The sequence below is a fragment of the Variovorax flavidus genome, assembly GCF_030317145.1.
Taxonomy (GTDB): Bacteria; Pseudomonadota; Gammaproteobacteria; order Burkholderiales; family Burkholderiaceae_C; genus Variovorax; species Variovorax flavidus.
The window spans coordinates 1-17956 of the sequence record NZ_JASZYE010000021.1; the positions used below are offsets into that span (position 1 = coordinate 1).

A 17956-nucleotide genomic window follows, 5' to 3' on the forward strand; every position below is an offset into this window, starting at 1 on the left:
CGCCGCCGAAGCGCGCAGCTTCAGGCGGATCAGGGCCGCGCGTGTTTGAGCGCAGCGAGTTTGCGCGGACCCCGCCTGAAGCGAGCACTGCAGGGCAGCCCGAAGGGCCGGCGTAGCGGGGTCGACCGGCCCGCACCGCCTACCGGGCGCCCGCCCCAAGGACAAGGAATCGAGACCTCACCCCTCAGGCAGCAAAAGCGACCGCTGAGCCTCGACAGTCTCCCGCAAGAAATCCCATATCGCCTTCACCCGCGCAAGGTGCCGAGTCTCGGCCGGCACCGACATCCAGAACGTGCGCGTGAAATTGGCTTCATCCGGCAGCACTCGGCGCAATGACTTATCGCGTTCTGCAATGAAGGCCGGCAACACCGCGATGCCTGCGCCGGCCACCGTAGCCTGATGCTGCGCGAGGATGCTGGTGCTGCGCAGCGCAAATGAATCCGGCCTGTAGAGCTCGTCCAGATATTGCAGTTCCTTGCTGAAAAGCAGGTCGTCCACGTAGCTGATGAAGGTGTGGCCGCGCAGGTCTTCCCGCGTGCGGATTTCACCGTGCCTGGCGAGATAGGGCTTCGACGCGTACAGGCGCAGCACATAGTCCGTGAGCTTCGTCACGACCACCGGCCCGCGCGCCGGGCGTTCGAGCGAGATCACGATGTCTGCTTCCCGACGCGACAGATGCACGAGCCGCGGCATCGCCAACAGGTCGATCACCAGCTTGGGATGCTCCTGTGCGAACAGCGCCAGCTGCGGCGCCAGCACGATCGTCCCGAAGCCCTCCGTCGCACCAATGCGCACCAGTCCCGACAGCCCCTCGTCCGAGGCCGGCGTCGCGCTTTCAACCGTGAGGAAGGCGCTCTCCATGGCTTCCACCTGGGGCTGAAGCCGACGCCCCGCTTCCGTCAGACGGTGCCCGTCGGCCTCGCGGGAGAAGAGGGCGGTGCCCACCTGCTTTTCGAGCGCCTGGATGCGGCGCGCCACCGTCGTGTGATCGACCGCGAGCCGACGGGCTGCGCCGACCAGCGTGCCCGACCGGGCGAGCTCCAGGAAGAAGCGCAGGTTGTCCCAATCCATGGTGTGCAATTATGCAGATCGCAGGTGCGTATTTGTCTATTGCCACGGCAAAAGTGCAAAGCTAGCATCCCCCTCCTGCACCCCCTATCTGGAGACAAAGTACATGGACGCCACCACCACGCCCGCGACCAAGATCGCCACCGTCAAGCTGCTCATCGACGGCAAATTCGTCGAATCGAAGACCACCGAGTGGCGCGACATCGTCAATCCGGCCACCCAGGAAGTCCTCGCCAAGGTGCCTTTCGCCACGCAAGCGGAAGTCAATGCGGCCGTGGATTCGGCCAAGGAAGCCTTCAAGACCTGGCGCAAGACCCCCATCGGCGCCCGCGCCCGCATCTTCCTGAAGTACCAGCAGCTCATCCGCGAGAACATGGCCGAGCTGGCCGCGATCCTCACGGCCGAACAGGGCAAGACATTGCCAGATGCCGAGGGCGATGTGTTCCGCGGTCTCGAGGTCGTTGAGCATGCAGCGGCCATCGGCAACCTGCAGCTCGGCGAGCTGGCCAACAACGTGGCCAATGGCGTTGACACCTACACGCTGCTGCAGCCGCTCGGCGTGTGCGCCGGCATCACGCCCTTCAACTTCCCCGCAATGATTCCGCTGTGGATGTTCCCGATGGCGATCGTCACCGGCAACACCTTCGTGCTCAAGCCCTCCGAGCAGGACCCGATGGTCACGATGCGCCTGTGCGAACTCGCGCTCGAAGCCGGCATCCCGGCCGGTGTGCTCAACGTCGTGCATGGCGGCGAGGCGGTGGTCAATGCGATCTGCGATCACAAGGACATCAAGGCGATCTCCTTTGTCGGCTCGACCAAGGTCGGCACGCACGTGTACAACCGCGCCACGCTCGCCGGCAAGCGCGTGCAATGCATGATGGGCGCGAAGAACCACGCCATCGTCATGCCGGACGCCAACAAGGAGCAGACGCTCAACGCGCTGGCCGGCGCGAGCTTCGGAGCGGCAGGCCAGCGCTGCATGGCCGTGTCGGTCGCGGTGTTGGTCGGGGATGCGCAGAAGTGGGTGCCGGATCTCGTCGCGAAGGCCAAGACGCTGAAGGTCGGCGCCGGCACCGAAAAGGGTGTGGACGTCGGTCCGCTGGTGTCCTGCGCAGCCTACGAGCGCGTGAACGGTCTGATCGAGCGTGGCGTGGCGGATGGCGCGACCCTGGCGCTCGACGGCCGCAAACCCACAGTTCCCGGCTACGAGAAGGGCAACTTCGTCGGTCCGACGGTGTTCGCAGACGTCAAGCCCGGCATGAGCATCTACGACCAGGAGATCTTCGGCCCGGTGTTGTGCCTGGCCAATGCCGCGGACATCGACGAAGCGATCGAACTCATCAATGCCAATCCGAACGGCAACGGTACGGCGATCTTCACGCAGTCGGGTGCCGCGGCGCGGCGCTTCCAGGAGGACATCGACGTGGGTCAGGTCGGCATCAACGTGCCGATCCCCGTGCCGGTGCCGATGTTCTCCTTCACGGGTTCGCGCGCTTCGAAACTCGGCGACCTCGGGCCGTACGGCAAGCAGGTGATCATGTTCTACACGCAGACCAAGACGGTGACGGAGCGCTGGTTCGACGACAGCACGGTCGCGCACGGCGTCAACACCACCATCAGCCTGAAGTAATCTCGGGCGCATGGACTTCGAACTCTCCGAGGAGCAGCGGGCCTTTGCACACACGGCGCGCGAATTCGCACAGGCGGAATTCGCGCCGCATGCCGCCCAGTGGGACGCGGAAGCGATCTTCCCGAAGGAGGCAATCACCAAGGCCGGCGAGCTCGGTTTCTGCGGGCTCTATGCGCCCGAAAGCATCGACGGCCTGGCCCTGCCGCGTCTCGATGCGACCCTCGTCTTCGAGGAAATGGCTTCGGTCGACCCTTCGACGACGGCCTTCATCACGATCCACAACATGGCGACGTGGATGCTCGGCACCTGGGGGGGCACCGCGGTGCGCGAGCAATGGGGCGCAGATCTGGCCAGCGGTCGCAAGTTGGCCTCCTACTGCCTCACCGAGCCGGGCGCCGGATCGGATGCCGGCTCGCTCAAGACGCGCGCCGAGCTGCAAGGCAACGAATACGTCATCAACGGTGGCAAGGCCTTCATCTCCGGCGCCGGCTCGACCGACGTGCTGGTGCTCATGGCGCGTACCGGTGGCGGCGGTGCCAACGGCATCTCCGCCTTCGCCGTGCCGGCTGACGCGCCGGGCATCAGCTACGGCAAGAAGGAACACAAGATGGGCTGGAACAGCCAGCCCACGCGCACCATCAATTTCGACAACGTTCGCGTGCCGGCCGAAAACCTGCTCGGCAACGAGGGCGAGGGCTTCCGCATCGCGATGAAGGGCCTCGACGGCGGGCGCATCAACATCGCGACGTGTTCGGTGGGCGCGGCGCAGGGTGCGCTCGACGCGGCGCGTCGCTACCTGCATGAGCGCCAGCAATTCGGCAAGCCGCTCGCGAGCTTCCAGGCGCTGCAGTTCAAGCTTGCCGACATGGCGACCGAACTGGTGGCAGCGCGTCAGATGGTCCGGCTCGCCGCGAGCAAGCTCGATGCAGGCCATGCCGATGCCAGCACCTATTGCGCGATGGCGAAGCGCTTTGCCACCGATGTGGGCTTCAACGTGTGCAATGAAGCACTGCAGCTGCACGGTGGCTACGGCTACCTGAGCGAATTCCCGCTGGAGCGGCTGGTGCGCGATGCGCGTGTACACCAGATACTCGAAGGCACCAACGAAATCATGCGCGTCATCGTCGCCCGAAAGCTTCTTGAAGGCGACAGCGACATTCGATGAATCTCCCGAGAAAAAATGACTGAATCCGTCGTCCTCTTCAAAGAAATCAAGGCATCCAACGGCAAGCGCTTCGGCGTCGCCACCCTCAACGCACCCGCTTCGCTCAATGCGCTGTCGGTGGACATGGTGCGTCTGCTTATTCCCCAACTGCGCGAATGGGCGCAGGACGACGGCATCGTCGGTGTGCTGCTGGACGCGAGCGGCGAGAAAGCCTTCTGCGCCGGCGGTGATCTGCGGCAGCTCTACCAGACGCTGCTCGAATGCGGACCCGCACGCAACACCTACGCCGAGAGCTTCTTCAGCGAGGAATACGACCTCGACCATCTCATCCACACTTTTCCGAAGCCTTTCCTGTGCTGGGGCCACGGCATCGTGATGGGGGGAGGCGTCGGGCTCATGGCGGGCGCGTCGCATCGCGTCGTCACCCTGCAGAGCCGTGTCGCGATGCCCGAGATCAGCATCGGCCTCTATCCCGATGTGGGAGGCAGCTGGTTCCTGCGTCGCACGCCGGGTCGGGTCGGGCTGTTCCTCGCGCTCACGGCGGCGCCGCTCAACGCAGCCGATGCGATCTTCTGCGGCCTGGCCGACATCGTGGTGTCGCAAGAGCGCAAGGCACAGTTGCTGGAGGCCATTTCCTCCCATGCCTGGAAGGGCGAAGCCAAGGCTGATCGCGCCTCGCTGTCGCGCCTTCTCGCGCAGGCTGGCGAAGGCGCGGAGAAGCAGCCGTCCAAGGTGCGCGAGCATTTCGACACTATCAACGAACTCATGGCGGGCGACGATCTGCTGGATATCGCGAAGCGCCTGCGCGAGCTGAGGTCCGATGATCCCTGGTTGCAGGCGGCAGCCAGGACTTTCGCCAAGGGCGCGCCGAGTTCGGCGGCCTTGTCCTTCGAACTGTGGCAGCGCGTGCCGCGCATGTCGTTGGCCGAAGTGTTCCGGCTGGAGTACTGGGCCTCGCTCGGCTTCTGCGCCCACAAGGACTTCGCGGAGGGCATCCGTGCGGTGCTGATCGACAAGGATCGCAATCCGCGATGGAACCCGGCAACGCTCGAAGAGATCACGGCCGAGTTCATCGAAGACCACCTGCGCGTTCGCGCCGAAGGCCCGCATCCGCTCGCTGCGCTCGTCTGAGCCGACCCCACAGAACCAACGGAGACACATCACATGAAGATCGCATTCATCGGCCTGGGCAACATGGGCGGCCCGATGGCATTGAACCTGTACAAGGCCGGACATGCGGTCAGTGCCTTCGACCTGTCGACGGACGCGTGCAAGAAGCTCGGCGCGGATGGCGTCGCCATCGCCAAGTCCGCGGCTGACACCCTCGCTCGCGCGGAGGTGGTGATCAGCATGCTGCCTGCGAGCCAGCACGTCGAGGCGCTCTATCTCGGCAGCGACGGCAGGCCAGGTCTGCTTGAACAGATTTCCGCGGGCACGCTGGTGATCGACAGCAGCACCATCGCCGCCGCGACTTCGCGCAAGGTGGCGGAGGCTGGCGCGAAGCGCGGCGTGGCCGTGATCGATGCGCCGGTGTCGGGTGGTACGGGTGGCGCCATCGCCGGCACGCTGACCTTCATGGTTGGCGGCTCGGAAAGCGACCTTGAGCGCGCGCGGCCCGTGCTCGAGAAGATGGGGGCCAACATCTTCCACGCCGGCGGTGCGGGCGCGGGGCAGACCGCGAAGATCTGCAACAACATGCTGCTCGGCATCCTGATGATCGGTACGTCGGAGGCCATCGCGTTGGGCGTTGCCAATGGGCTCGACCCGAAAGTGCTGTCAGAAATCATGCGGCGGAGCTCCGGTGGCAACTGGGCGCTCGAAAAGTACAACCCGTTGCCCGGGGTGATGGAGACCGCACCGGCCTCCAAGGGCTATGCCGGCGGCTTCGGCACCGACCTGATGCTCAAGGACCTCGGGCTGGCACAGGAGAACGCCGCCGCGGTGCGCGCCGCCACGCCGCTGGGCGGACTGGCGCGCAACCTGTATGCCGCGCACAGCCTGGCTGGACACGGCGCGCTCGATTTCTCGAGCGTCATCAAGCTTGTGCAGTCAAAGTCCGCCTGAGGCGCGCGCCGGGAGACGCCAAGCTCTCCCTGCTCCAAGGCACCTGCGCGAGGCGTCACCTCGCGCGTCGGGAGTTGAATACTGCCGAGAGCAAGGTCTGCCAATCGGTGCCTTCGGGCCGGCGGGACAGCACCGGGTTCAGTCGGCCGTCGATCAACAACATGGCGAAGCCATGCACCAGCGACCACGCCGCGACCATCGTCGCGCTTTGGTCGGGAGTGACCGGTGCGCCCGCTTCCTGTTCCAGACCCAGACGTTGCGCGGCCGCACCTGCCAGCGCCTGTCGGGCCAGTTCGGTCGCCTCTCGCAAGGCAGGCCGTTCCATGTCGAGCCGCTCGCCGCGAAACATCAGCAGGAACATCGCGGGATGCTCGCGCGCGTAGGCGACGTAGGCATGGCCGATGGCATCGAATCGCTCGGACGAGGAGCCGGCGTGGCCAGCGGCCGCTAGCCGAAGCGCATCGGCGAACTGGCGAAAGCCTACCGCCGCCAACTCGCTCAACAGGCCGGTCAGGTCCCCGAAGTGGTTCTTGGGCGCCGCGTGCGAGACGCCAGCCGCACGCGCGGCGGCGCGCAGCGTCAGGCCTTCCAGGCCCTGGCTCTCCAGGAGGTCCTGTGCCGCTGCGAGCAGGGTGGCATGCAGCGCGCCGTGGTGATAGGGCGTCGCGGAGGCCTTGCGCCGCGTGCGAGGTGCAGGGGCGGGTTCGCGCGTGGTCTGCTTGGACGGCGGAGTGGGCATGGCGAGCGGAAAAGGGCGGCGGTGCGCATTGATGTTGACGGCGTCAATTTTACTTGACTTCTCATCTTCATCGTTTTCAAATCTCGGTGTTGACAGCGTCAATATAAACTTCAAGGAACCTGCCATGACCCAGGAAACGCCTCCCCGGCGCGTGAACGGCGCCCCGATCACCTTCGAAGCCGAAGCAGCCTTCTTGCCGGTCGTGGGCGAACTGCCTGCAGGCCTGGAAGGCACGCTGTACCGCAACGGCCCGAATCCCCAATTCCCGAGCGCCGATGCGCACCTGTTCGGCGGCGACGGCATGCTGCATGCGTTCGAACTGGCGAATGGCCGTGCGAGCTATCTCAATCGCTGGGTCCGTACCGCCCACTGGAAGGCCGAGCGCGAGGCCGGTCGCCGTCTGTTCGACGGCTTCGGTCGTCCCAAGGAAGGCGATGCCGCTGCCGCGGAAGTGGCGGACGAGGGCGTTGCCAACACCCATGTCGCATGGCACGCCGGCCGGCTGCTCGCATTGGAAGAAGCGCACCTGCCGATCGAGATCGACCCTGTCACGCTCGCGACGCGCGGCCCCTTCGACTTCGGCGGCGGTTTGAGCGGCCCCTTCACTGCCCATCCCAAGACCGACCCGGTCACCGGCGAGATGCTGTTTTTCGGATACGGCGCCACCGGGCCGTTGTCCAGCGGCATGACCTACGGCGCCATCGATACGGCGGGTCGTGTGACGCGATTCGATCGCTTCGAGGCGCCCTATGCGAGCATGGTGCACGACTTCGCCGTGACCGAGAGGCACGTGTTGTTCCCCGTATTGCCGTTGTCGGCCAGCATGGCCCGCGCGCAGCGGGGCCTGCCGCCCTTCGCTTGGGAGCCAGAGCTCGGCGCTCGTGTCGGCGTGATGCCGCGCGACGGCCGCGTCGAGGACATCCGCTGGTTCGAAGGTGAGGCGGGCTATGTCTTCCACGTGATGAACGCGTGGGAGGAGCAGGACGCAAGGGGCGGTCAACGCATCGTGGCCGACGTGATGCGCTACGACGAGCCGCCGCTGTTCCCGTATCCCGATGGCCGGCCGACCGATCCGCAGCGCAGCGTGGCGCGCCTGTGTCGTTGGACTTTCGATCTCACGGCGTCCAGCGACCGATTCGAGCAGCAGCCGTTGGACGACCTCTCCGGCGAGTTCCCTCGCATCGACGAGCGCCGAGCCGGATTGCCTTATCGCCATGGCTGGTACGCCTGTCAGCGTGAAGCCCGCTACGGCGCGGGCAACGAAGGCCTGGCGCACTACGACGCCGTGACGCGTCAGCGCACGCTCCACTACCTGCCGCCGGGCGATCGCGTGTCCGAGCCGGTGTTCGTTCCGCGTGCGCCGAATGCGCAGGAGGGCGAGGGCTGGCTGCTGGCGACGGTCTACCGCGCGGCCGAATGCCGGAGCGACCTGGCGGTGTTCAATGCACTGGCCCTGGCCGACGGTCCGATCGCCACTGTTCAGCTGTCACACCGCGTGCCATCCGGCTTTCATGGGAGCTGGCTGCCTGCCCGTCGCTGACGCGGGCGGAGGCGCTCGTTCAGAAGCCCAGTGTCGGATTGCGCCGGGCTTCGTCTCGCCGGCGCTCCTCGCGCACGAGGTCGCAGCGAGGGTGCCGGGTGTATTCCGGCTTGTCGCAATGAGCGGCTTCGCAACGGGCAGCAAAGATGAAATTGAGCGTTTCGCATCCGCTCCTCGGGTCGAGCGCCATCGCGCGGGGCGGCGGGGCGGCGCGCGGCGGTTGCCTGCGTTCGGGCGAAGGTGGCGGTGCGGAGACGACCGCAGGTTGCGCAGGCGTCGCGGCCGGACCCGGTGCAACTTCAACTTCTCCTGCAGCCAGTGAGTTGCCGAGTGGCACCGGGTCCACAGGCTTGGGTGGTTCCTGCGCCTTGGGTGGGACCGCAACGGCCGGTGCCGGCGGCCTGGACGGGGCCGGCGGCGCGGAGACGATCTTTGCGGTTTCCGGTGGACGCGAGGGAACCTTGCGCGTCACGTAGACAAACCAGCCGAAGAAGGCGAGCGCAATAGCGAGCAGCAGCAGACCGATACGAATCCAGAACCGCCGCATCTCGGCAGATACCACCGCGCGACCGGGCCCGTCCGAGGTACCGGCGGTGAAAGACGTTCCGCCCGACCGCTTGGACTTCATCGACTCCAGCAGCGAGGGTCCGGTAGCGGCAAAGGCGGGCAGCTTGCGCGCGCAGCCATGGCAAAACATCGCGGCGTCGCGGTTTTCGGTATTGCAGACAGCGCAAATCACCGGCATTCGTTGCTCTCCAGAGGCGTGAAAACGCGATCTTTCGAATATGCGCATTCCGGCGGTTCTATGTCTGCCAGCGGCCGCCTACTTTTGGCCCTTGGTTGCGCACGGCTTGTACTTTTGCGACCGGATCTCGGGCAGGGTCCTTCTGACTCGGCGCTGGCTGAACGCGCTCGGAGGCAAGATCGGGCCCTCCGCGACCCGATAAATCTGCACTGCCGACGATGGTCGCTAGCCGCGAACTGCTTTTGTGACTACGAGCCAGTCCTACGGGGTCGCCATCGCAAGTTCCAGAGACTTTTCTCTAAGTTTTCCAGTTTTTTCCCGTTCTGGGTTCCTCGGACTTTTCTTATTTTTTGCTTATGTCCCGGTCCATAAAGTGGCCGACGCCCATATTGGGTATGCATGCTGAGGTCGCCGAGCGCCGCAACAAGTTCAGGGCCGACGCCAACTCGGAGCTGACCCGGCTCGAAAGCGAACTCGCGCAAGCAAAGGAGAACACCGGTGCACGCGAGGACGTCATGAATCGCACCACGGTTCGGGCGCCGGTGCGCGGTACGGTGAAGAACATCCGCGTGACCACCATCGGCGGGGTGATCCAGCAGGGCGCCGACATCATGGAGATCGTGCCGCTGGAGGACCAGCTGCTGGTCGAGGCGAAGATCAAGCCGTCGGACGTGGCCTTCGTGCGGCCCGGACTGCCGGCCACGGTGAAGATCACGGCCTACGACTATGCGATCTACGGCGGCCTGCAAGGCACCGTGGAGCACCTGAGCCCGGACACGCTGAAGGACGACGAGAAGGCCCGCGCAGGCAAGGGTGACGCGGCCTATTACCGCCTGCTGGTGCGCACCGACAAGGCGGCGTTGTCGGCGGGGGGCAAGGAATATCCGATCATCCCGGGAATGATCGCCACGGCGGAGATCCGCACGGGCGAGAAGACGATCCTGAGCTACCTGCTCAAGCCGGTGTTGAAGGCGCGCGAAGCCTTCCGGGAGCGTTGAGCGTGGCGAAGAAGAAATCCGACTTTTCGGGGACGCGCACCATCGTGTCCCCGGTCGCGCGGCATCGGCTTGCGCGCGCCCTGGTGCTGCTGCCGCTGTCGCTGAGCGCGGAGGCAATGGCACAGGCGTCGTCGCCGGAGGCACCCCGGGTGCTCGAATGGGGCCGCTTCGCCGACGAAGGTTCTGCTGCCGCCGCGAACCCGGCGACGCCCAAGACCGTGCAAAAGGGTGCGGTGTCTGCGAAGCCAGTGACAAAGGCACCTGTTCCGGCAACGACGCCAGTCCCGGCGCCAACGCCACTCCCCGCACCAGCACCCAAGGCCGCACCGGCGCCGGTGCCGGCGCCTGAAGCGCCCAAGCCCGTCCCACCGCTGTCCCCGGCGAAGGCAGAGGTGGCTTTGCCATCCCGCGAAAAGCTGTGGACAGACATCGTTCCATCTGTGGGGGCAGGGTCCACCCCGGGCGATGCGAAGCCCAAGGGCATCGCGTCGAAGATGCCTCCCAGCGCCGCCATGGCCGACGGCAGTTTCCGTGAATTCCTCGAGCACACGGTGTCGAAGGCGCTGGCGCTGAGCCCGGACGTGCGCGAGGCTACGTCCAAGTGGCAGGCCTCGCAGTTCGATATCGACGAGATCAAGGGCCAGCGCTGGCCGCAGTTGCAAGTCGGCGCTGCAACGCCTTCGGCCACCTTTGGCCCCGGCACCAACGATTCAGCCCGCGACGCCATCGGCAATGTGCAGATCACGACGCCGGTGTACGACTGGGGCCGCATCAGCCGCACCGTCGAAAGCCGAACCGAGACCTCGAATGCGGCGCGCGAGCAGATGCTGCAGGTGCGCCAGCAGGTGGCATTCGACACGGTCAATGGACTGATCGAGTTGCGGCGCAACCAGCAGTCGCTGGCGTTGAGCGATGCCTACGTGGCGCGCATGACCGAACTGGTCGATATGCTGGCGGAGATCGTCAAGGTCGACCGCGGGCGCGACAGCGAACTGGTCCAGGCCCGCGGGCGCCGTCTGCAGGCGCTGGCGAGTCGTGACCTGGTCGAAGCCAGGCTGCGCGAGGTTCAGATCAGCCTCACCAAGCTGGTCGGCGAAGAGGTCAAGCTGCCGCCGCAACTGCAATGGAACACGCAAGTCATCGATGTCCAGGAAGCGCTGGCGGCGGCGCCCGACCATCCCGCACTGCGGCAGGCGAGGGCGGAGGCGAAGGCGGCCGACCTGTATGCGCAGTCGGTGCGCGCATCGCGCCTTCCGCAACTCAACTGGGTGGTCTCGAAGACCACGCAGCAGGATGCCTACGGCAACGCCCAGCCATGGGCGACCGGGTTGTCAGTGCAATGGAACGCCTTCCAGGGCGGTTCGGCCCAGGCCGCCGAACGGGCAGCCTTCGGACGAGCCCAGGCAGGTGAAGACAAGGCAATGGCGGCCACGCGCGACCTGGAATACCGGCTGCGCACGGCAGCCCAGCAGCGCGATGCGGCGCTCAGCCGCGCCGAGGAGTACACACCGCTGATCGAGGACTCGGACCGGGTGCGGAAGATCTTTTTCGAACAGTGGTATCACCTCGGACGGCGCACCTTGCTCGACGTGCTGATCGCGGAGGCCGAGCTCTACAACAACCACATTGCCCAGGGCAACAGCCGCTATGACGCCGAGGCTGCGGACCTGCGCATCAGGGCCGATGCGGCTGTATTGCTGCCTTGGGTGTTTGGCGGGATTGACAGCGCGGCGCTCAGATAGCTGCTTCCTCCCTTTGCCCCGCAGCCTTCGGGCTGCAACTTCTTTCGGTGTCATGGGAAAGCGGAGGGCCAGGCCGACGGGCTGCGTAGACTCACACGCTACGCACATTCACTGAATCCGGATCCCGTCATGAATCGATCGCCCCTGTCCGTCCTGTCGGCGGCTCTCGCCTTTGCACTGGCCCAGCCAGCGTTCGCCGACACGCTCAAGAAGCCCGAACTCGACAAGCTCGCCGCCGCCCAGCAGGCCGCGCCTTCGTCAAGTTTTCGGGCATTCCTCGCGCAAGCCGCAAAGGAAGATCCGAAGCTCAGGGCGAGCATCGCCGCGTACCTGAAAAAGGCGCCGCTCGCCGGCGACGACCTCACCAACATCGGCCGGCTGCTCGGCCTCTACAACCGCTTGCACAACCACAAGGCGGTGATTGCTTCCATCGAGACGATGGTGGCGATACCGACCGTGCGCGAGGACAAGGTTCCGCCGCACGAGAGCAAGGCCATCATCGAGTTCGGCCAGCTCGTCGAGAAGATGGCCAAGGACTTCGGCCTGCAGTACCGCAACGTCGACAACCGGATCTTCGAAGTCAAGCTGCCAGGCCGTGGCCAGGAAGAGTTCGGCATCCTGACCCACGCCGACGTCGTGCCCGTCGTCGCGGACGAATGGGTGCTCGACGACGGCACTCGGCTCGACCCGTTCAAGGCGACCCGCGTGGGCGACTTCCTCTACGGCCGCGGCACCATCGACGACAAGGGCTCCATCGCCGCCGTGCTGTACGCGATGAAGACCGTGAGGGAGAGCGGGCTGCCGCTCGACCGCACCATCCGCCTGATGATCGAGACCACCGAGGAAACGGGTGGCGACGGGATGAAGTACTACCGCGCGAAGACGCCGCTGCCCGACTACAACATCGTGCTCGACAGCAAGTACCCGGCAGTCGTCGCGGAAAAAGGCTCGGGTGCGTTGAAAGTCTTCTTCCCGGTCGACGATACGGATGGCAGCAACACCGCCCGCACCTTCATCACCGCAATGACCGGCTCGGCCGCGGCCAACGCGGTCCCGCAGACGGCCACGGCCACGCTGAAGGGCGGAGACCTGACCCAGGTTGCCGCGCGGCTGGAGTTCGCGAAGATGCCTTTCGTTCAGAAGTACGAAGGCCAGGGCGGCAAGTTCGGCATCGACATCGTCAGGCAGGCCGACAGCGTGGAGGTAAAGGTCACCGGCGTGTCCGCGCACGGCTCGCGACCGGAGGAGGGCGTCAATCCCTTGCCGCGCCTCGCGCTCTTCCTGCAGGAGTCTGCCTTGGTGACGGGCGGCAACCAGTACACGAAGGCCATCAAGTACCTGAACGATCTCTACGGCACCGGCTACCTCGGCGAAAGGATGGGCGTAGGCTACGGCGACGAGTTCATGGGCCCGCTGACGATGTCGCCCAACCTCATTCGCGAGAAGGACGGCAAGCTCGAAGTCACCGCCAATGTGCGCATGCCCCGCGGCAACACGCCGGAGAAGCTGACGCAGGCCATCAACGAGAAGATCAATGCCTGGGCCGCTGCGAACCAGGCCAAGGTCGAGATCGACTACCAGCAGGGCGACTGGATGGCGCGCGACCCCAAGGGCGCATGGCTTGCGACGCTGCTCAACATCTTCGGCGACACCACCGGCCTCGAAGCCAAGCCCGTGCCGACCGCTGGCAGCACCACCGCCAAGCTCATGCCCAACGCGATCAACTTCGGCCCGGCCATGCCCGGCAAGAAATACACGGCGCATAACGCCAAGGAGTTCAAGGAGATCGTCGACCTCGACGCGGACATGCAGATGTTCACCGAGATGCTGGTGCGCATCGGCAATCTGAAAACGATGCAATAGCCATCGTCAGCCTGACTTCCCGCGGGCGGCTTTCTTCTCGGCACGCGACGAGTCCACGCCGCCCGGGCCACTGGCGCTGTGCAACTGGTCGAGCCCCAGCAACGCATCGACATAGGACATGAACCGGTTGAGGTATTCCGGCGACAAGTCTCGCATCAGCCGAAGTGACCGGTGCACGAGATGGTGCGAGTTGAGAGGGCCGGCATTCTGGGGCACCGTCGCTTCGGATTGCGTCAGCCGACGATCGGCGCTGAGCCGCGACCATGTGCTTCTGAATTGCGACAGCGTCTTCAGTTCATCCCTGCCCGCCGAGGCGTCGCCCAGGGGCGACGCATGTTGGCCGATGTCATCGACGAGTGCTCCGAGCGCTCCACGCGGGCGCGGCAGCTTCTCGTTCGGCTTGGCGGTGCTGCCGCTGGCGCTCGGGGCCTTTTCAAGGTCCTCGGCATACGCCGCAAGCAGCCTGGTCACCTTGTCGTCGAGGATGCGCCGCGCGTCACCGCCGTGGGCGGCCGAACGTCTGGCCAACGCCTCGATGAAGTGAAAGCGGACAGGGTCGAAGCGATGATCGCCACGGCGGCGCCGTGCGTCGATCATCGTGACGGTGTCGCTTGCCTGTTCGCTACTCACGGGACTTCACGTCGGCGTTGGAAGGCCTCGGCGTGGGCGCCATTTCGACTCGCCGGTTCTTCGAGCGTCCTTCGGCATCGCCATTCGACGCGACGGCCTGCTCCGAACCGAATGCCGCGGCAAAGACCGAGGAGGAGGGGATGCCTTCCTCAATCAGCGCGCGGGTGACTGTCAAGGCGCGCTGGGCGGAGAGCTCCCAGTTGTCTGCGAACTGTCGGTTGCCTCCGCGCACCTGCCGGTCGTCGGTGAAGCCGCTCACCATCAGGATGTCGTCGCGGGCCTGCAGGTAGGCACCCAGCGGTCCGGTCAGGCTTCTCAGCAGTTGCCGGCCTTCAGGCTGAAGCTCGGCGGAGTTGACTGCGAACAGCACGCTGCCGCTGATGCCGATGCGCCCGTTGTTCAATGTCACGCGGCCTGCCGCCAAAGGCCCGGCCAGGGCCTTTTCAAGTGTTTGCAGGCGCTTCGCAGCTTCTTGTCGCTGCTTGACCTCGGCCTCCAGTTTGGTAGAGAGGTCCAGCTGCATGCCGACCACGCACACCAGGATCAGGACGAAGGCCCCCAGCAGCCCTGACATCAGGTCGCCGAACACGGCCCATACAGGCACCGTCGGCTCCACGCCGGCGTCGAGCTCCTCCGTCATCACGCTTCGCTGCCTGCCGTGGCACGGTTGCTGGCGAGTTGCTGCAGGTCTTCGACGATCTGCTTCTGCGACATGATGCTCAGGTCGATGACTTCACGGGCCTGCGCCACGTAGTAGTCCAGCTGCTCGTCACTGCGTGCAATGGACTTGCTGAGCGCGCCTTCGATGCGCTGCAGATGCGCCACCAGCTTGTCGTTCGAATCGCTGAACAGCTGCACGCCGAAGCCGAAGGCCTCGCCCAGGCTCGCCACTTCGACGGCGCTGCCGGTGATCTGCGCGGCGACCTCTGCCATCTTCCCGGTCTCCGCCTCGACCTTGTCGTTGAAGCGCGTGCCGACACGGTCCATCAGATCCGCCGACGCGGAGACCAGTGCATCGATGGCCGTGCGCTGTTCGGTGGAGGCATGGTTCACGGCGCTGAGCAGGGTCTCCAGCGTTTCGAGAATGCGGCTGCGTTCCTCCAGCATCGCGTTATCGCGCGCCATGCTGTCGGACAGCTTCTGGCGCAGCTCGGCGATGACTTCGGCTGCCGCCCGAGGCGCTTCCGAAGCGGCTTGCATGAGCTGGGCGATCTCGGCGATCGTGTTTTTCGCGTGCGCTTCGGATTGCGTGGAGATGTCGCGCGCGGTCTCGGCCAGGGTTTTGCAGATCGCCTGCTGCTGGCTGTCGTTGCGCGCGCCCGCCTGCTGCCATTCATGCTGGAGCGAGGCAGCCATGGCTTCGAGCGACTGGGTCCAGGCGGCCAGACGCTGCGCGTCGCGCGATGCCATTTCCGTCTGGAGGCTCGTGTGCGCCTGGTCGACCGTGCGCAGGAGCGAGGCCGAATGCTGCTCGAAGGTTGCAGCCGCCGCGGCCAAGGCGCCTTGCGTGCCCTTCGACAGGTTCTCGCTGACGCGCTCCTGCTGCGCCAGGGCATTGCTCCAGGTGTCCGACACGCTGCCGACAGCGGTTTCGAGGCGGGAAGAGACGCCGTCCACGAGTGCCGCGGAGCGTTGCTCGAAGGTCTGCGTGAACTGGTCGAGCGAACGACGCAGGTCCTTCGACACTGTTTCGCTCGTGCTCTGGTGCTCGGCGAGCGCGGTCTTCCAGAGGTCTGCCACCGTGGCGGTGCTGGCCTCGAAGCGGCTGGAGAGCCCATCCAGTTGCCGTTGCACGCTGTGCTCGACGGTGTGGTGCAGCGAGGTGGCCTCGCGCGCGATGCTGGCCATCGTGGCTTCGACGACCGGCTGGATCGTCGCGCTCGCGGCGCGCGCGCTTTCGGTCAGGCTCTCCTTCAGCGAACGGTCGACAGAAGAGGCGAGGCTGGCATATGCAGCCTCGGCCTTGCCATGGAAAGTGTCCTGATTGGCGACTAGGCGTTCGTTCAGCGCCTGGCTTTGCCGTTCCATGGTCGCCATCATGGCCTGCAGCCGATCGACCAGTTCAGGCATCAATTCGCCTTGTCGCTGCAGCAGCTTGAAGGATTCCTCGCGTTGATGGGCTTGCGAGAAGACGCGCAAGGTGCTCGCGATCCGCGTGTCCAGCGACTGCGCGGCCTGGATCCTGTCGCGCCGGCACAGGGCGGAGAGGAGGCCCAGCATCGCGGACGCGGCCACGCCTGCGAGCGAGGTGCCGAATGCCACGCCCAAGCCCTTGACGGGGGCCGCCAGGGAGGCGCGCATGCCTTGGAGATCCGATGCGTTTTCGAGCGCAGTCCCGGTGCCGTTCAGCGTGACGACCATGCCGAGGAAGGTGCCCAGCATCCCCAGCAGCACCAGCAGCCCTGCGAGGTAGGGTGTCAAGGACGGACCGGGCAGGCCGACACGCTCGCCTTCGACGCGAAGCCGCACGGCATTCCGCAAGGAAGGATGAAGCTGGTCGAGCCACGGACCCAGGCTCGGTGGAGGAGCGCCCAGATCCGCCACGGCATGCGTCAGGCCGGACGTGGCCTGGTGGAAGCGCCGCAGTTCCAGCGCTCCCATGACGTAGAACGCGCCGATGAGCACCGTGATCGCCAGCGCGATCGGATTCGTGCCGATGTACCCGATGCCGACCCAGCAGACGGCAGCCAGGCCGACGAAGAATGCGGTGAAATGAAGAAATCTGGTCATGAAGGCCTGGTTAACTCACGCGAAGGGCTTCGAGCAGCCCTTCGACCGGTTGAAATCGAACATCCAATTCAGCGAGCAACACGCTTTGCATGTCCTTGCGGAACACGTCCAGCCACGCGCCGGGCTGGGTCGCGCCGCCGGGCTCGACAGGCGCCTCTGCGTCACCCCGCGCTGTCTCGTCGGCCTTGCGCAGGCGCTTGAAATGCTTTTCGAGCAATGACGGCACGGTCGACAGCAAGCGGTGCTCATGCACACCCAGCGCCTGCTCCATGACGGCATCCACCGCCGCCAGACGGCCCATGGCCGGCGATCCCGCGGCCAGCCTGGCCCGCAGGCGCTCGCGCAGGGGACCGACGCTTGCCTCCATCGCCTGCTGCCGGGAGAGGTAGCGCTGGCGGTACGGCGAAAAATCCGCGGCCAGGTCCATCGGCGCGGCGATGGCGTGCACCAGCGTGGCGCGCGCACGGGCGCATTCGCTTTCTTCGGCGCTCAAGGGAACTTGTGAGCCGGCGGGCGCTGCCGCCGGATTGCCATCCAGCGCCCCAGCCAGGGAAATGGCGTCGGTCCAGCTGACCCACTGACTCAATCGATCCGCGAAGGCTTGTTTGGATTCGGGGACGCCGGTGTCGCTCAGCTGAGCGAGCAAGCGAATGAGCGCCGAGCCGGTGAAACCTGTGCGCCGTGACACTTGCACCATGCTGCCAAATTGGAGAAACCCGGCAGTCTACACTGCCCGCCAGGCGCAACGATTTGTTACCGCTTGCAGATGCCGAGCACCAACTCCTGCTCCGTGCAGGCGCGCGCCGGTGCTTGCGCCTTGGTCGGCGTCGCCGTGCCGAAGCTGGTCTGGCCGGCAATGCAGGCACGCAGGCGCTTTTCCATGGGACCGTAGTAGCGCCAGCCCTGGCTCAGGGCAGGCAGTTCCAGGCGAACCTGCTTCCACTTGGGATGCCCGTTGGCCTGGAGCTTGTCGAAGTTGGTGCAAAGCGACTCGGCAAAGCGGGTCAGGTTGCCGACGGTCGACTGCAGGCCGTAGTCATAG

General features: G+C 65.7%; 14 protein-coding genes and 2 pseudogenes. 8 read left to right on the forward strand and 8 right to left on the reverse strand.

Annotated elements, in window-relative coordinates; all coding sequences use genetic code 11:
* Positions 1-177 precede the first annotated feature (177 nt).
* Entirely contained in the window at positions 178-1071 is an 894-nt protein-coding gene (locus QTH90_RS31205; protein WP_286668474.1) for a LysR family transcriptional regulator, read from the reverse strand.
* 103 nt (positions 1072-1174) lie between these two features.
* Here QTH90_RS31205 and QTH90_RS31210 point away from each other — a divergent pair, with 103 nt between their 5' ends.
* Genes QTH90_RS31210 through mmsB form a run of 4 tightly spaced genes read left to right on the forward strand, consistent with a single transcriptional unit; the run spans position 1175 to position 5927 of the window.
* On the forward strand, positions 1175-2698 hold the full coding sequence (locus tag QTH90_RS31210; RefSeq protein WP_286668475.1) for a CoA-acylating methylmalonate-semialdehyde dehydrogenase: 1524 nt from the start codon (positions 1175-1177) through the stop codon (positions 2696-2698).
* A gap of 10 nt (positions 2699-2708) precedes the next feature.
* A complete protein-coding gene (locus QTH90_RS31215; RefSeq protein WP_286668476.1) occupies positions 2709-3863 on the forward strand; it encodes an acyl-CoA dehydrogenase family protein in 1155 nt (384 codons plus the stop codon).
* A gap of 15 nt (positions 3864-3878) precedes the next feature.
* Positions 3879-4994 (forward strand): enoyl-CoA hydratase/isomerase family protein, encoded by a 1116-nt coding sequence (locus QTH90_RS31220; RefSeq protein WP_286668477.1) that lies wholly within the window; start codon positions 3879-3881, stop codon positions 4992-4994.
* Between the two features lie 33 nt (positions 4995-5027).
* Positions 5028-5927: a 3-hydroxyisobutyrate dehydrogenase gene (gene mmsB / locus QTH90_RS31225; protein ID WP_286668478.1), complete on the forward strand. Its 900-nt coding sequence runs from the start codon at positions 5028-5030 to the stop codon at positions 5925-5927.
* Between the two features lie 55 nt (positions 5928-5982).
* Here the strand turns inward: mmsB and QTH90_RS31230 are convergent, their stop codons facing one another.
* Complete coding sequence (locus QTH90_RS31230; protein WP_286668479.1) at positions 5983-6666, reverse strand: TetR/AcrR family transcriptional regulator; 684 nt, start codon at positions 6664-6666, stop codon at positions 5983-5985.
* 124 nt (positions 6667-6790) lie between these two features.
* Here QTH90_RS31230 and QTH90_RS31235 point away from each other — a divergent pair, with 124 nt between their 5' ends.
* Entirely contained in the window at positions 6791-8206 is a 1416-nt protein-coding gene (locus QTH90_RS31235; RefSeq protein WP_286668480.1) for a carotenoid oxygenase family protein, read from the forward strand.
* Positions 8207-8225: 19 nt separating this feature from the next.
* On the opposite strand, the gene QTH90_RS31240 is transcribed toward QTH90_RS31235, so the two are convergent.
* Positions 8226-8951 carry a hypothetical protein gene (locus QTH90_RS31240; RefSeq protein WP_286668481.1) on the reverse strand — a complete coding sequence of 242 codons (726 nt, stop codon included), beginning with the start codon at positions 8949-8951 and terminating at the stop codon, positions 8226-8228.
* Between the two features lie 407 nt (positions 8952-9358).
* Between QTH90_RS31240 and QTH90_RS31245 the strand changes: the two are divergent.
* The 3 genes and pseudogenes from QTH90_RS31245 to QTH90_RS31255 form a co-directional block, all read left to right on the forward strand.
* Positions 9359-9949: pseudogene (locus QTH90_RS31245) on the forward strand (HlyD family type I secretion periplasmic adaptor subunit); the annotation flags it as partial.
* Positions 9950-9951: 2 nt separating this feature from the next.
* Complete coding sequence (locus tag QTH90_RS31250) at positions 9952-11691, forward strand: TolC family protein (protein ID WP_286668482.1); 1740 nt, start codon at positions 9952-9954, stop codon at positions 11689-11691.
* 129 nt (positions 11692-11820) lie between these two features.
* Complete coding sequence (locus QTH90_RS31255; RefSeq protein WP_286668483.1) at positions 11821-13554, forward strand: dipeptidase; 1734 nt, start codon at positions 11821-11823, stop codon at positions 13552-13554.
* Between the two features lie 6 nt (positions 13555-13560).
* On the opposite strand, the gene QTH90_RS31260 is transcribed toward QTH90_RS31255, so the two are convergent.
* The 5 genes and pseudogenes from QTH90_RS31260 to QTH90_RS31280 form a co-directional block, all read right to left on the reverse strand.
* Positions 13561-14184 carry a DUF2894 domain-containing protein gene (locus QTH90_RS31260; protein ID WP_286668484.1) on the reverse strand — a complete coding sequence of 208 codons (624 nt, stop codon included), beginning with the start codon at positions 14182-14184 and terminating at the stop codon, positions 13561-13563.
* Positions 14177-14824: an OmpA family protein gene (locus QTH90_RS31265; RefSeq protein ID WP_286668485.1), complete on the reverse strand. Its 648-nt coding sequence runs from the start codon at positions 14822-14824 to the stop codon at positions 14177-14179. Before QTH90_RS31265 ends, QTH90_RS31260 begins: the two co-directional genes overlap by 8 nt.
* Positions 14824-16914 (reverse strand): DUF802 domain-containing protein, encoded by a 2091-nt coding sequence (locus QTH90_RS31270; protein ID WP_286668486.1) that lies wholly within the window; start codon positions 16912-16914, stop codon positions 14824-14826. The genes QTH90_RS31265 and QTH90_RS31270 overlap by 1 nt, the downstream gene beginning before the upstream one ends.
* Positions 16915-16924: 10 nt before the next feature.
* Positions 16925-17611, reverse strand: coding sequence for a DUF3348 domain-containing protein (locus QTH90_RS31275; protein ID WP_286668487.1), 687 nt, complete (start codon positions 17609-17611; stop codon positions 16925-16927).
* A 56-nt stretch (positions 17612-17667) separates the two neighbouring features.
* A pseudogene (locus QTH90_RS31280) lies at positions 17668-17956 on the reverse strand (TAXI family TRAP transporter solute-binding subunit); the annotation flags it as partial.